Source organism: Thiomicrospira pelophila DSM 1534 (assembly GCF_000711195.1).
Taxonomy (GTDB): Bacteria; Pseudomonadota; Gammaproteobacteria; order Thiomicrospirales; family Thiomicrospiraceae; genus Thiomicrospira; species Thiomicrospira pelophila.
In genome coordinates this window covers 626794-640687 of sequence record NZ_JOMR01000001.1, presented here as the reverse complement: position 1 = coordinate 640687, position 13894 = coordinate 626794, and the positions used below count along the sequence as shown (strand labels likewise).

General features: G+C 46.6%; 13 protein-coding genes. 2 read left to right on the top strand and 11 right to left on the bottom strand.

The features are described from left to right. Positions 1–166: 166 nt before the first annotated feature. From N746_RS0103035 to leuS, 6 genes are all read right to left on the bottom strand, one after another. Entirely contained in the window at positions 167–1186 is a 1020-nt protein-coding gene (locus tag N746_RS0103035; RefSeq protein ID WP_029933889.1) for a sodium:calcium antiporter, read from the bottom strand. 25 nt (positions 1187–1211) lie between these two features. Further along, a complete protein-coding gene (locus N746_RS10365; RefSeq protein WP_038125860.1) occupies positions 1212–1934 on the bottom strand; it encodes a cytochrome b/b6 domain-containing protein in 723 nt (240 codons plus the stop codon). A gap of 65 nt (positions 1935–1999) precedes the next feature. Continuing rightward, the gene (locus N746_RS0103025) at positions 2000–2998 is read right to left on the bottom strand and encodes a hypothetical protein (RefSeq protein WP_029933887.1); all 999 of its coding nucleotides are present in this window, start codon (positions 2996–2998) and stop codon (positions 2000–2002) included. 188 nt (positions 2999–3186) lie between these two features. After that, positions 3187–4203 (bottom strand): DNA polymerase III subunit delta, encoded by a 1017-nt coding sequence (gene holA / locus N746_RS0103020; protein WP_029933886.1) that lies wholly within the window; start codon positions 4201–4203, stop codon positions 3187–3189. Then, positions 4200–4787 carry an LPS-assembly lipoprotein LptE gene (locus tag N746_RS0103015; RefSeq protein ID WP_051678482.1) on the bottom strand — a complete coding sequence of 196 codons (588 nt, stop codon included), beginning with the start codon at positions 4785–4787 and terminating at the stop codon, positions 4200–4202. The genes holA and N746_RS0103015 overlap by 4 nt, the downstream gene beginning before the upstream one ends. 21 nt (positions 4788–4808) lie before the next feature. Then, entirely contained in the window at positions 4809–7268 is a 2460-nt protein-coding gene (gene leuS / locus N746_RS0103010) for a leucine--tRNA ligase (protein WP_029933884.1), read from the bottom strand. A gap of 136 nt (positions 7269–7404) precedes the next feature. Here leuS and N746_RS0103005 point away from each other — a divergent pair, with 136 nt between their 5' ends. Both N746_RS0103005 and N746_RS0103000 read left to right on the top strand, forming a co-directional pair. Further along, entirely contained in the window at positions 7405–7773 is a 369-nt protein-coding gene (locus tag N746_RS0103005; RefSeq protein ID WP_029933883.1) for a zinc ribbon-containing protein, read from the top strand. A gap of 12 nt (positions 7774–7785) precedes the next feature. Further along, positions 7786–8223 carry a DsrE family protein gene (locus N746_RS0103000; RefSeq protein WP_245603323.1) on the top strand — a complete coding sequence of 146 codons (438 nt, stop codon included), beginning with the start codon at positions 7786–7788 and terminating at the stop codon, positions 8221–8223. A gap of 23 nt (positions 8224–8246) precedes the next feature. Here the strand turns inward: N746_RS0103000 and lnt are convergent, their stop codons facing one another. The 5 genes from lnt to miaB form a co-directional block, all read right to left on the bottom strand. Continuing rightward, positions 8247–9794: an apolipoprotein N-acyltransferase gene (lnt, locus tag N746_RS0102995; protein ID WP_051678480.1), complete on the bottom strand. Its 1548-nt coding sequence runs from the start codon at positions 9792–9794 to the stop codon at positions 8247–8249. After that, the gene (locus tag N746_RS0102990; RefSeq protein ID WP_029933880.1) at positions 9794–10654 is read right to left on the bottom strand and encodes a CorC family transporter; all 861 of its coding nucleotides are present in this window, start codon (positions 10652–10654) and stop codon (positions 9794–9796) included. The genes lnt and N746_RS0102990 overlap by 1 nt, the downstream gene beginning before the upstream one ends. Positions 10655–10727: 73 nt before the next feature. Continuing rightward, positions 10728–11192, bottom strand: a complete 465-nt coding sequence (gene ybeY, locus N746_RS0102985) for an rRNA maturation RNase YbeY (RefSeq protein ID WP_029933879.1) — start codon at positions 11190–11192, stop codon at positions 10728–10730. 11 nt (positions 11193–11203) lie between these two features. Next, entirely contained in the window at positions 11204–12133 is a 930-nt protein-coding gene (locus tag N746_RS0102980; protein WP_051678479.1) for a PhoH family protein, read from the bottom strand. Between the two features lie 141 nt (positions 12134–12274). After that, a complete protein-coding gene (gene miaB, locus N746_RS0102975; RefSeq protein WP_081835970.1) occupies positions 12275–13732 on the bottom strand; it encodes a tRNA (N6-isopentenyl adenosine(37)-C2)-methylthiotransferase MiaB in 1458 nt (485 codons plus the stop codon). Positions 13733–13894 lie beyond the last annotated feature (162 nt).

Here is a 13894-nt window from a genome sequence, read left to right as displayed (position 1 = left end):
TCCTATTGCTTTTAACCTTGATTATTATTGGCGCATAAACTCACAGCATGCTGTTTGTTACTTCTAGCGGGTGAAATAAGCATTGTAGCGGGTTGCCAAAATGAGTGCAAAAACCGCATTTATTTGAATGCGTCCCACTCATGGCATCTTACAAAAGATCAGCAGCCTATCCGTTTGCCAGAATAATTCCTAACGCGACCGCGTAAACGCTTAAAATCATTGCGCTTTCAAAGCCGATTCGGCCAATGCCATAGGTCTCACGGCGCACCATACCCAATAACAAAATCGCCGTCATCAAAATGCTGACCAAGCCCCATGTCATCTGAACCGACGACAACTCGCTATATATTGAACCGTTTGGATAACCCACGTCGGCCGCCGCTACAACCAACATATTAAAACAGTTAGTGCCAAAAATATTGCTTACCGCCAGTGTTAAAGCGCCATACCGTATCGCCGCAATCGTGGTCACCAATTCTGGTGTCGACGTTGCCAATGCGGTAAATACACCGCCCACCAAAGTATCCGACAAACCAGTTTGGTCGGCAATAACCTTAGCGGATTCCATTAACACCCAACCAGCTAAAGCGGTGATCGTGGCCAACACAGCAAACCTAATCCATACCTCAGACGAACGTCCTTGATAATGTAGTTCGGGTTTATCCGGTACGGTTTGACTGGTTAAGCGCGGAAACCACATGGGTTTAGTGCGAGCGCGATAAACTAAATGCAAGCCAAAAAGATAAACCCCAACAATCACCGGTGTAACCGGATGCACACCCCAGCTCGCAACGGAGGGTGAAATAATCGCAAGCAACGGCAAAGTTAATAACACAATCAACAAGGTCGCCAGCATCAAATTAACCGACGAAGCCGCCGCATGTTCCAGGTTGGCTTTGCGATATACGATATCGGCCACGCCTAGAAAAAGCAGATTTACCGCCATACTACCCATTGCATTACTCATCGCCAAATCAGGCCGCGCATCCATCGACGCGCTTAACGTCGCCGCAAAATCCGGTAAAGAGGTTACCCCCGCCAACAACAACACACCAAATAACGCCTCACCCAACCCCGTACGATCTGCCAATTCATCCGCCAATCGTGCCAACCGCGTGCCTGCAATAATGATCGCCAAGGCTGCGAAAGCAAAAACAATAAGGCTAAGGGTTAAAGAAGAAAACACTCACAACCTCTAAGGTTCTATAAAATTAATGATCGTCGTCGTGATCGTCATGCTCATGTTCTACTTCACCCACTTGCACTGTCCAACCGACTAATGGCAACTTTGTGGTCTGAGTTGCTGCATCGAAATTCGCAAACAGTCCATAACCCCAGCTAACGCAAACAACACAAAAAACAAAAGCCGCCACAAAATGCGGTGACTTAATGCCTTCTTTCTCATCCACGGCTTTGCGACCATGGTACATGCTCGCCACAATATTTTCGCGGTGACGCACAACATGCGCAATCACACCCAAAATATGTACCGCAACCACCGCAAGCATTGCGTAAGCAAACAACTCATGAATATCTTCAATAAACTCAAGTCCAAGACCCATTAACAAACCGCTCAACACCAGTCCAACAAGCAAACCCAGCATGGCAAATATAGCCCACGCACCGGCCGGATTATGCCCAACATGACGTGTATCCCGGCCAATCAAGGCACCACCAATATACTGAAGCACTGACTTAGGACCATATGTAAAAGATGAAAATCGAGCATATCGAGACCCAACAAAGCCCCAAATAACCCGCATAAAAACCATCAAGCCAATAATCAAACCTAAAATTGCATGATAGGCAAACAAACCACTGTCATCCCCCAACACCAAAGAGATAAACGCCGCCGTAAAAAATCCGATTACAAGCAACCAATGAAACAACCTAACAGGCAAATCCCACACCAGCGTTTTTAAAGACTCTTTCATGTCGTTCTCCTTGAAAACTAAACTAACTCAGGTTGACTTTAATTATTCTGCTTAAAATTTAGCATTTATTTGTCTTTAAAGTGTACTATCTTCGTTTGAACGCCTATATATTCATAAGCAGCTGCAGCCTTCATAACTAAATCTTCGTCTTTACAAAAAAACCAATGGCAGAATGAAGCTACTCCAGCATGAGTCATATCACTAAATGAAGCCCTGAACCGTCTGTCTTTTTTCATTTTTGAGTCTCGATAGTATCCGATAATATTCAACTGATGATAAACCGCATTAACTTTTTCCTGAATAGTTCTTTCCCTATCTTGGTTTACCTCAAAACTGTCTGGTCTTATACCAAAAAAACTATCCATATCAACCCCTGAGAATCCATCGACTTTAGATAACTTTTGCCATATTTTTTCAATAACATTAGGGGGATTTATATTTTTTAACACTTTAGCCCCAGAAGCAGTTGCTGTTTCGAATGCTGAGACAGGCGATAACTCTTGTTCATCCAACTCTTTTGCCATAGGTGATGTTAGCTCCTGCATCAATACTGGCAATTCATCAATTAACTTTTCAAGTAATTCAACATCAACGGATTTATTTACTGATAACGAATCAACGCCAACTAACAATTCTTTCAAATGTTTTTGCAAGTCAATAGCGCCTTGTTCGAAAATATCTGAGAAAGAGCTTTCCTGCTGTCCACCATAGAACTTCATAAGAAATTTAGTAATTCCAAAATCGCCGTATTCGTTATTATTTTGGTTTTCCAAAAAGTTTCGATAACACAGTTCTGGTGATATTTCATTTAGCCTAGCTTGACCAGTTTGCTTAAAGTCCCGATCCAAAATAGGTTCAATATATTTGGCCTCGATTACATCTAATACATCTATAAATTTATCTACATAACCGACTGACCGTTGAATTTCTTTCAGTGATTCATTGGAATAGACTGGGGTAAGATCATTTTCTTTCAATATATTTTTGATTCTTAGAGGGTCACCCTTAGTCATTAAATCTAGTACGTTATGATCTAGGTAAACCAGTATTTGACCGTTTTCCATAACACCCTCTTAAAGTTACAAATTGAACGATACTTTCCGATCATCCTAGCGTATTTGTTGGACATATAACGTTCATTGAGCAAACCTGCTTAAAACACGTATGTTGGCATCTTCACACCCCGGCCCTCCCACATCGAGGGAGAGGGAGTTTAAACCTTCGTGCCTTCGTGTTCTTCGTGGTTCAAATCTTAGCGGGCGATCTTCATGACTAAATCCGACAGACCTAACCACGGATCACCAGGCCTGGTGCCTTTGATTTGGCGGTCAATTTGGTAGGCTTGCATGAGGAGTTGTGACCAGTGGTCTTGGCTGTGGCGGCGTAAGGCTTGGCTGACTTCGTTTTGTTTGCTTGACCAGATTCGCATGGATTTCATGGCTTGAGCGAGTGGCATGGTGTGTTGTTTTTGGCTGAGTTCGATGAGTTGGCGTAGCTCTTTAGTGAGCAGCCACAAAACGATTGGCGCTTCGCTGCCTTCTTGTTGCAGACGTTGTAGCACATGCAAGGCCTGCGCAGCTTGGCCGAGCAACATCAAGCTATTCAATGCAAATAGTTGATAGTGGGCTTGATCGACTACGCTGTTTTCAATATCCACCAAGCTAACGGTTTCGCCGGCGGGTTTGATTAGGGCGAGCTTTTCCAGTTCTTGATCCGCCGCTAATAAGTTACCTTCGACCCGTTCCGCGAGTAAGGCCGCGGCATCTTGATCCATTTGTAAATTTAAACGTTGCGCTTGATGTTGGCACCACTGTGGCAATTCGCGCATTTCGATGGGTTTGGATTGCACCACCAAGCCGGCCGCTTCAATCGCGCTCACCCATTTGGATTTGGTTTGGCGCGAATCCAAACGTTCGCAATAAATCACCAAAACAATATCGGGTTCGGCTTGCGGTGTTTGATTGCACCAGGCCTGGATAAAAGCGGTGCCCGCTTGTCCGGGGTTGCCGGTAGGTAAATTTAATTCGATGATACGGCGCTCGGCAAATAACGAGCCGGTTTGGGTTTCCATTTGCAGTTCGCCCCAATCATATTGCGCATCCACATCAAAGCGGTCGCGCTGGTCGTAGCCGCGTTCGCGCAAATATTGGCGAATCGCATCGGTACTGCGACGAATATAAAGTGGCTCTTCACCATAAATCAGCAACACAGGCGGAATCGCCAACGAAGCTTGCGCCACCTGCTTTAAAAAAGCGGGCGCTAGTATCATTGAGGTTGCTCGTTGGATATGGCGGGCTTGGCTTGACTCTCATCCTTCTGTTCACCCACGGCCGGCAATTGATGATACGTACGGTTGATCCGATCAATTAACTGACGCGCCAAATCTTGTTGCATTTGACGTTCAATGTCTTGCAACTCACGTGCCGCCGCAAGCTTTTGTGCTGGATCGGTTTGACGATCACGCAACGCCATGACCTCGGTGTTGATGATTTCGGTGTCATCTTCGACTCGGAAAGCAATAAACGATTGGCTAAGTTTAATCAGCTCTGAAGTAGTTTCGCCGGTGGCGGAAAAGGCCGTGCGGCTGATGTTGCGTTGATAGCCACCCAATTGCACCACCACGTCGGCTTGCGAGATGGAATCAGTTAACTCAACCCCCAAACCACGCCATTGTTGACGTAACGCGCTGACGAGTTCGCTGGGAACTTTTTCGTCCCCGAGCAACTGCACTGTTTTATAGCTTGCACCCGCAAGCGGGCCGGTGCCTCGTAAACGAAAACCGCAACCCGTTGCCCCAACGGCGATGGCCGCGAATAAACCATTTAATAACGTACGACGTGACAATACAGACATAAATCCGCCTTTTCGTTGTTTTTAGCCTTTTACCACTAAGTTAACCAAGCGCCCAGGCACCAAAATTTCTTTGACTAGCTCTTTGCCGTTAATAAATTTGGTGACCGATTCATCGGCCTTGGCTAACGCCAAAATCGCGTCTTTGTCTAAATCTTTCGCTACGCTGATTTTGCCACGTAACTTACCATTCACCTGCACCATCAACTCGATCTCATCTTTGACCAACGCGGTCTCGTCAACCTTAGGCCAAGTTACGTTAAGCACCAGGCCTGGTTGTTGCAAGGTTTCCCAAAGCGTTTGGGTAATATGTGGCACCATCGGCGACAGCATCAAAACCAAAGTCTCCAAAGCTTCTTGCATCACCGCACGGCCTTGCTCGCTATCATCTTCAAACTTCGCCAAGCTGTTTAATAGCTCCATACAAGCGGCGATGGCGGTATTAAACTGCAAACGACGGCCAATGTCGTCGCTGACTTTTTGTAGGGTTTCGTGCAGCTTTAAACGCAAGGCTTTTTGCTCTTTGCTTAAGCCATCGTTGTTTTGGCTGGCTGGCACCAGGCCAACTTGGGCGTGCTGCTGCACTAAACGCCACACACGGTTTAAGAAACGGTGCGCACCTTCAACACCCGAATCCGACCACTCCAAACTCTGCTCTGGCGGCGCGGCAAACATAATGAACAATCGCACCGTATCGGCACCGTATTGTTCAATCAGACCTTGTGGATCGACGGTATTGCCCTTGGATTTCGACATTTTCGCGCCATCCATTAACACCATGCCTTGGGTTAATAGGTTTTTAAACGGCTCATCCGAATTCACCAAGCCGACATCACGCATCAGCTTATGGAAGAAGCGCGCATACAATAAATGCAAAATCGCGTGCTCAATTCCTCCGATGTATTGATCCACCGGCAACCAATAATTGGCGCGCTCGTCCAACATGGCTTCGTTTTGCGCCGGACAAGCGTAACGCGCGTAATACCAAGAGGATTCAAAAAACGTATCAAAGGTATCGGTTTCGCGTTTCGCCTCGCCACCGCATTTCGGGCAAGTACAATTACGGAAAGAATCCAATTTAACTAACGGCGAACCCGCGCCATCTGGCACGACATCTTCCGGCAAGCGTACTGGCAAATCCTGCTCTGGAACCGGTACGGGCCCACAATCGGCACAGTAAATCATCGGAATCGGGCAACCCCAATAACGCTGGCGTGAAATGCCCCAGTCGCGTAAACGGAAATTGGTTTGTTTTTGACCCAAATTTTTGTCGCCTAATAACTTGGCTAAGGCCTCTAACGCCGCAGCAAAATCCAGCCCGTCCAGCTCGCCGGAGTTAAACAACACGCCTTTGTCGGTATAGGCCTGTTCGGACACATCCACGTCTTTCGCATCCGCTGGGCGAATCACCGGCTTGATCGCTAAGTTGTATTTTTTGGCAAACTCATAATCGCGCTGATCGTGTGCCGGTACGGCCATCACCGCCCCTGTACCGTAACCCATTAACACAAAGTTGGCCACCCAAACGGGTACCAATTCATCCGTCACTGGATGGCGCACACGTAAACCGGTATCCACGCCCTTCTTCTCCATGGTTTCCATGTCAGCTTCAGCGGTAGATATATGTGAGCATTCTTCAATAAATTGCGCTAACGGTTCGTTCATTAAAGCCGCTTGTTTGGCGAGCGGATGATCGGACGCAATCCCAACATAAGACACACCCATTAAAGTATCTGGACGAGTGGTATAAACCTTAAGGGTTTCATTTTGGCCTTCAAGTGGAAACGCCACCTCCATCCCGGTGGACTTACCAATCCAGTTACGCTGCATGGTTTTAACCTGCTCTGGCCAACCTTCTAACTTATCCAAGTCACTTAATAATTCGTCGGCATAATCGGTGATTTTTAAGAACCACTGAGCGATTTCTTTGCGCTCAACCGGCGCACCAGAACGCCAGCCTTTGCCATCAATCACCTGCTCGTTCGCTAATACAGTTTGATCAACAGGATCCCAGTTCACCACTGACAATTGACGATATACCAAACCTTTTTCGTAAAGCTTGGTAAACAACCATTGTTCCCAACGATAATAATCTGGTGAACAAGTCGCCAACTCACGTGACCAGTCATAACCTAAACCTAACTGTTGTAACTGGTTGCGCATGTAATCCATGTTGGAATAAGTCCAAGTGGCCGGCGCGACCTTGTTTTGCATCGCAGCGTTTTCAGCTGGTAAACCAAACGCATCAAAGCCCATTGGCTGCATCACATTTTTGCCCAACATGCGCTGGTAACGCGAAATCACATCGCCAATCGTGTAGTTACGTACGTGCCCCATATGCAAGCGTCCGCTTGGGTAAGGGAACATCGACAAGCAATAATATTTTTCTTTGCTCGGATCTTCGGTGACTTCAAAGACTTTTTGATCTTGCCAGATTTTTTGAATGGCGGCTTCTAACGACTGAGGTTGATATTCGGCGATCATCTTGTTGTGTTTTCCTGCTGGGTTTTCGGTATGATTAAAATAGAAAAATTTTAGAATTGGCTCATTATAACAAAGTAACTCTGCCACCAATTAGCTGTTTCTAAACCTCTTCAAGCCGAACAGAAGGAGACTGTCCATGTCACTATCCGAAAAATTTCAAAACGCGTATAACAGCCTACTCGACAAGCTCACTTTTCGCCTAAAAAACGCCGAAGACAGCAGCTTGCATTGGTTGGGTAAAGAGATCAGTCAAATAGAACAAAAAGGGGCCGAACTCGAAGTTTTAACCGAACACGAGCTGGAAGAGTTACAAAACTTGCTCAAAGCCGATGTCGAGCAAACCGCCGGTTACTTTAATGATTTGGGCAAAGGCATGGATGCGTTTATTGAAAACGATTGGCCAGCGATTGAGGCGACCTTAACTGAAAAAGCCCTTACCCTCGCCGACCCGAGCAAAATCGAACTGTTAAAGTTGCGCCTACAAGCCGCGCTTAACCAGAAATAACCACCAGGCCTGGTGCTTGCCGATAAACCGACCGATTCTCGCGCCATTGCCGGCATGGATAAAGCAAAAATTCTTTGGGATGTCACACTTGCAAACCCACAGGGGCTGATTTCACGTTTAAATGTCATTGAAGAAACTCATCAAGACATGGTTCGCCAGGGTTTAAAACCAAACATGGTGTTTGCGTTTCGCGGTGGTGCAGCCGGTTTGATTGGTCGTGACACGGATCAGTTAGACATCGAACGCGCGGCTGAAGTTCGTATGTTGCATGACCGAATTGCACAAATTCAACAGCTTGATGGGGTACATATGGAAGCCTGTGCAATCGCCACTCGGCGTTTCAATCTCAGCCAAGAAGATTTATTACCCGGCATCACCTTGGTGGGCAATACCTTCTTGTCAATTATGGGGTATGAAAATCAGGGCTTTGCAACGATTCGGATTGACTGAACAACCAGGCCTGGTGGTATTGGTTAGTGTTTGCGATTAAACGGATTCGTGATTTTGCCGGTGTAGGCGTAGCGTTTGCCTAGGATAAAACCAAAAATACCAAATACGATTATTAGGATAGGCCAATTGGTCCAGCGTGCATAAGGCGTTAAACCTTCATAAGGCTGCACTTGACCGCGCAACACGCCCGCTTCGTAAGCAGGGATTCGAGTTTTAATTTGACCATCTACACCAATTATCGCGGTATGGCCGGTATTGGTCGCGCGTGCGATTTCGCGACCAAGTTCGCGCGCGCGCATTTGCGCCTCTTGTAACAATTGCGCCGGTTCAAACGTGTGCGCAAACCAAGCATCATTGCTGGTGGTAATAAAATATTTAGCGTGCGGTAGATCTTGCGCCAACTCGGCACCAAACATCATCTCAAAACAAATCGACACACCAGCAGGCTGTCCGCCTAAGATTAGTGGTTTTTGCGGTTGATCAGCCGCACTGAACTGCGAAAATGGGAAGCCCAACTTTTGCGCCAAGGGCTCGATTAAACCGGATAACGGGTAATACTCCCCAAACATCACCAAATGACGTTTGCGGTATTCTTGCTCAAGATCTCGCAAATTGATCATCGCATTATAATAACGCGAACCATCCGGTTCACGTGAAATGGTGCCGACCAATATATCGCGGCTTTGCAATTGAGCATCCGCAATAAATTGACGCAAAACTGTATCGGCGGCGCGATCAAAATAACCTGGAATCGCGGTTTCTGGCCAAACAATCAAATCCGCATCCAAGTTTGCACGCGTCATGCCGACATAGCGACGCATCATCGGAACAAACTGTTCGGATTGCCACTTCTGATCTTGTGAAAAATTGCCTTGCAACAAGGCGACGTCAATCGGTTCATCTACCGGCGTAACCCATTGAGTTTTTTGCAATACACCACCGATTGGCCAAATAAACGCGATCAGTAAAGCCGCCGGTAAAGTTTGTTTGTGTTGCACAAACCACACCATTAAACCAGCGCTGATGGCGACCACAAAACTGACACCGAATACACCAAACACGCTCGCATAGCCATCCAGCCAGGTGCCAAGATGAGACGTGCCCATTAACATAAACGGCAAACCGCCGAGTATGCTGGCACGCACCCATTCAAACAGCACCCAGGCGGCCGGGAATACCCAAATAAGACTGGAACCAATCCGGTTCGGATTATAGAAATAACGCCCCAATGCCCCTGCAAAAGCCGGAAACAGCGCTAAAACAAACACAAACCCGGCCACCATTAGAACCGAGCCAATTAAGCCAATGTCGGAATAAAAATAGATACTGGAAAATAACCAGCTGGCGCCGACGCCAAATTGGCCTAAGCCAAACCATAAGCCATATTTAAAGGCTTGCGAACGACTGGTTGAGCGTCCCCACAACCAAAACAAACCAGCGAGCGCCAACAAGGCAACCGGCGAAAACTCAAATGGCGCGAAACCTAGAACCGCTAAACCACCCAATAACGCGGCTAAAAAGGCGTAACGATCCGGCCACAGCAGTTGTTTAAGTCGCGCACTGCGTTTCATTAATCAATGATTCCTTCATCTTCCACGCGCTTAACTTGGAATAAATGCACGCGACGGCTATCGGATTTAAGTACACGAAATAACAGGCCTTCCATCACAATTTCTTCGCCTTTTTGCGGCACATGCCCCATTGATGTGGCAACCAAACCGCCTAGGGTTTCAATGTTGGATTCATTTTCAAATTCCACGCCAAACTCTTCACAAAAGTCACTTAAAGGCGTGATTGCTTTTACTGCGAACGAATCACCTACTTGGGCTTTGATATAAAGCTCTTCATCTTCATCGTGTTCGTCTTCAATCTCGCCCACGATTTGTTCCAGCACGTCTTCAATCGTCACCAGGCCTGCGAGTCCGGCGTATTCATCCACCACCAATGCAAGGTGGTTATGACTGGTTTTAAACTCACGTAACAGGACATTTAAGCGTTTGCTTTCGGGGATAAATACCGGTTCGCGATAAATGCTTCGCAAATCGTCTTTATCGTTAAGTTGACCTTTCACCATTAAACGCAATACATCTTTCGCCAACAACACGCCGATGATTTCGTCTTTGCTTTCTGACACCACCGGGTAGCGCGAGTGCGCGGATTCAGCAATTTCTTTTAGGATGGCTTCGAGCGGTTGAGATTCGTCAATCACATCAACTTGAGGGCGCGGCACCATGATATCGCGCACCCGCGTTTCCGATACATCGAGCACACCCTGAATCATTAACAAGGCATCACTATCGATTAAACCTTGCTTCTGAGCCTCTTTTAGAATTTCCAGTAAGTCTTCGCGATCTTCGGGTTCATCCGAAAACATACGCGTAAAGCGTTCTAACCAAGATGAACCACTGCTACTACTGTCACTGTCACTCATGACGATTTTATCTCTCCGTTGTTGAAATTCTGTTGCGCGCTAAGCGCATAGCTAAGTCAGCTATTTGAAACCCTTAATAGGGATCATCATAACCAAGTTGCTGCATAATTTGGGTTTCTAAGGCTTCCATTTGTTCGGCCTCAGCCTCTTCTATATGGTCAAAGCCCTGCAAATGCAATGTGCCATGAATCACCATATGCGCCCAATGTTCTTCGAGCGTTTTTTCTTGCGTCATGGCTTCTTCAATCACCACCGAAGCGCAGATCACCAAATCGCCTAAATAAACCGGTTCATCATCGGGTTGCACCAGGCCTGGTGGTATCTCAAACTCAAATGACAATACATTGGTCGCATAATCTTTGCCACGATAGTCATGATTTAACTGTCTACTTTCGTCTGCGTCCACTACTCTAATTGTAATAGCGACATCTCGCTGCCTTAAATCGTTTTGCAAAGCGGCTTCTACCCAAGTCTGACATTGTGACTCGGTCGGCATTGCCTGTTGCTGGGCTCCCCATTGTAATTCGACTTCGGTCATAGCACTCTCATTTAATTGATCGGACGACCCTGACTTTCGTAGGCTTGCACAATACGCTGAACCAGACTATGACGCACCACATCTTGCGATTGAAAAAATGTGAAGCCGACTTCATCCACTTCCGCCAATACCTCAATCGCATCGCGTAAACCGGACTTTTGGTGTTTCGGCAAATCGCATTGTGTGATGTCGCCGGTAATCACCGATTTTGAACCAAACCCCATGCGGGTTAAGAACATTTTCATCTGTTCCACCGTGGTGTTTTGGGCTTCATCCAAAATAATAAAAGCTTCGTTTAAGGTGCGACCTCGCATAAAGGCTAAAGGGGCAATCTCAATCACATTTTTTTCGATTAAGCGTTCAACCGTTTCAAATCCCATCATTTCAAACAACGCATCATAAAGTGGGCGTAAATAAGGGTCGACCTTTTGACTTAAATCGCCGGGTAAAAAACCTAGTTTTTCACCGGCTTCAACCGCCGGACGTGTTAACACAATGCGTCTGACCTGTTCGGCTTCCAATGCGGCGACCGCACAGGCCACCGCCAAATAGGTTTTACCCGTTCCGGCCGGGCCAATCCCAAAGTTAACATCTTTTTCTTGCACTAATGTGACATAGTTAGATTGGTTGGGATTGCGAGTTTTGATGGGTTTACGACGTACTTTGACAATCGCTTGCTGGTAATCGACTGGGCGCGCTTGATCAAAGCCTTGTGATTGCAAAGCCATATGAACATCGGCGGGTAACAGGGTTTTTTGACCGGCCTCTCTATACAAGTCACGGATCATCTGCTCGGTTTTAACTAGCCGATCCGACTGACCGGTCACGCGAAATTGAAAACCCAGGTGGTTAATTTCCACCCCCAGTTTTAATTCCATTTGACTGATGTGCTGATTGTGCCAACCGCAGAAACTCTGCAACTGTTCGTTCGACTCCGGCATTAGCTCAAAGTGAATTGTATGCAAAGTCGAAGGGGTTGAACTCGAATGGGTCTGTGTCAAATTAGGCTAACCAACTTTAATTAAAGGCAAAATAGACATATTAAATGTCAACGTTTTCATTGTAAAACTCAGCTGAGCCGATCACAAGCCATAAAATTGTGGCGTAGCCAAACCGGCTTCGGGTGTCGCCACCACCTCACCCCTTAATGAATTGGTTAAGGCCTCATGAATTTTCACATCCACAAACGTGCCGATCATATCTATATCGCCAACGAAATTGACAACCCGGTTACATTCGGTGCGCCCCGCCATCTCACGATCCGATTTGCGTGACAAACGTTCCACCAACACGCGCTGAACCGTGCCAATTAAGGCTTCGCTGTGTGCCAGCGTTTGCTGGTTTAACAGTTCCTGCAAGGCATATAAACGCTGTTTTTTGACATCCATCGGCACATCATCCGGCAAGCTGGCGGCTGGCGTGCCTGGACGTGGGCTATAAATGAAGCTAAAGGAACGGTCGTATTTCAGCTCTTCAACCAATTTCATGGTGGCTTCAAAATCGGCCTGGGTTTCACCAGGGAAGCCAATAATAAAGTCACCCGATAAACTTAGGTTGGGGCGATGTGCGCGCACTTTACGGATAATCGACTTATACTCTAAAGCTAAATGATTACGTTTCATTAACGCTAAAATTCGATCCGAACCAGACTGAATTGGCAAATGCAAATGCGACACTAATTCCGGAAGCTCAGCATACGCATTGATAATATTGTTCGACATTTCATTAGGGTGCGAAGTGGTAAAGCGAATTCGATCAATACCTTCGATATTGCGCACAGCTTGCATTAGTAACGCCAAATCTGCGACATCGCCATCGGCCATTTTGCCACGATAGGCATTTACATTTTGACCAAGCAGATTGACTTCACGTACACCTTGCGCCGCCAACGCACGCACTTCGGCCAATACATCGTCAAACGGACGGCTAACTTCTTCACCACGCGTATAAGGCACCACACAAAAAGTGCAATATTTTGAGCAACCTTCCATCACCGATACAAACGCCGATACACCAGACGACTCAGGTTTCGCCAAATGATCAAACTTTTCGATTTCCGGGAAAGAAATATCAATTACCGCTTTGGCTTTGCCATGTACCGAGCGTGTACCGAGTGCATCATTAATCATCGCGGGCAATCGATGCAAGGTTTGCGGGCCAAAAATCACGTCTACATAAGGCGCGCGTTTACGAATCACTTTACCTTCTTGCGAGGCCACGCAGCCGCCCACACCAATTACACGATGCGGTTTTTCAGCTTTCCACTTCTTCCACTTACCCAGCTCATCAAACACTTTTTCTTGTGCTTTTTCGCGCACCGAGCAGGTATTCATCAACACAACGTCCGCTTCTTCTGCCGAATCGACTAAACGCAAACCGTGCGTATTTTCGAGCAGGTTCGCCATTTTTTCGGAGTCGTATTCATTCATCTGACAGCCATAAGTTTTAATCAATAACCCACCACCTACCAACGATTTAGCTAAATCGGTCGGTATGGCTAAGTCGTTAATCAAGCTTTCAGCGGAAGAAGTCTGTGTCATAGCTATCCTTATAAAACGTGAGGTTTCGTGTTAAAAAACAGGCAGTTACACCCAATAAAGCAACCGAAAAATAGCCGCGTAGTTTAGCATAAAACCGTGCCCTAAAAAATAAAAAACCACCAGGTCTGGTGACTCATCGCTAAGTACCAGGCCTGGTGGTCG

Excerpts from the sequence above, each read along its gene's own strand:
- holA (WP_029933886.1), bottom strand. The coding sequence starts at position 4,203 with ATGATACTAGCGCCCGCTTTTTTAAAGCAGGTGGCGCAAGCTTCGTTG.
- miaB (WP_081835970.1), bottom strand. The coding sequence starts at position 13,732 with ATGACACAGACTTCTTCCGCTGAAAGCTTGATTAACGACTTAGCCATA.
- N746_RS10365 (WP_038125860.1), bottom strand. The coding sequence starts at position 1,934 with ATGAAAGAGTCTTTAAAAACGCTGGTGTGGGATTTGCCTGTTAGGTTG.
- lnt (WP_051678480.1), bottom strand. The coding sequence starts at position 9,794 with ATGAAACGCAGTGCGCGACTTAAACAACTGCTGTGGCCGGATCGTTAC.
- ybeY (WP_029933879.1), bottom strand. The coding sequence starts at position 11,192 with ATGACCGAAGTCGAATTACAATGGGGAGCCCAGCAACAGGCAATGCCG.
- N746_RS0102980 (WP_051678479.1), bottom strand. The coding sequence starts at position 12,133 with ATGCCGGAGTCGAACGAACAGTTGCAGAGTTTCTGCGGTTGGCACAAT.
- N746_RS0103025 (WP_029933887.1), bottom strand. The coding sequence starts at position 2,998 with ATGGAAAACGGTCAAATACTGGTTTACCTAGATCATAACGTACTAGAT.
- N746_RS0103005 (WP_029933883.1), top strand. The coding sequence starts at position 7,405 with ATGTCACTATCCGAAAAATTTCAAAACGCGTATAACAGCCTACTCGAC.
- N746_RS0103015 (WP_051678482.1), bottom strand. The coding sequence starts at position 4,787 with ATGTCTGTATTGTCACGTCGTACGTTATTAAATGGTTTATTCGCGGCC.
- leuS (WP_029933884.1), bottom strand. The coding sequence starts at position 7,268 with ATGATCGCCGAATATCAACCTCAGTCGTTAGAAGCCGCCATTCAAAAA.
- N746_RS0102990 (WP_029933880.1), bottom strand. The coding sequence starts at position 10,654 with ATGAGTGACAGTGACAGTAGTAGCAGTGGTTCATCTTGGTTAGAACGC.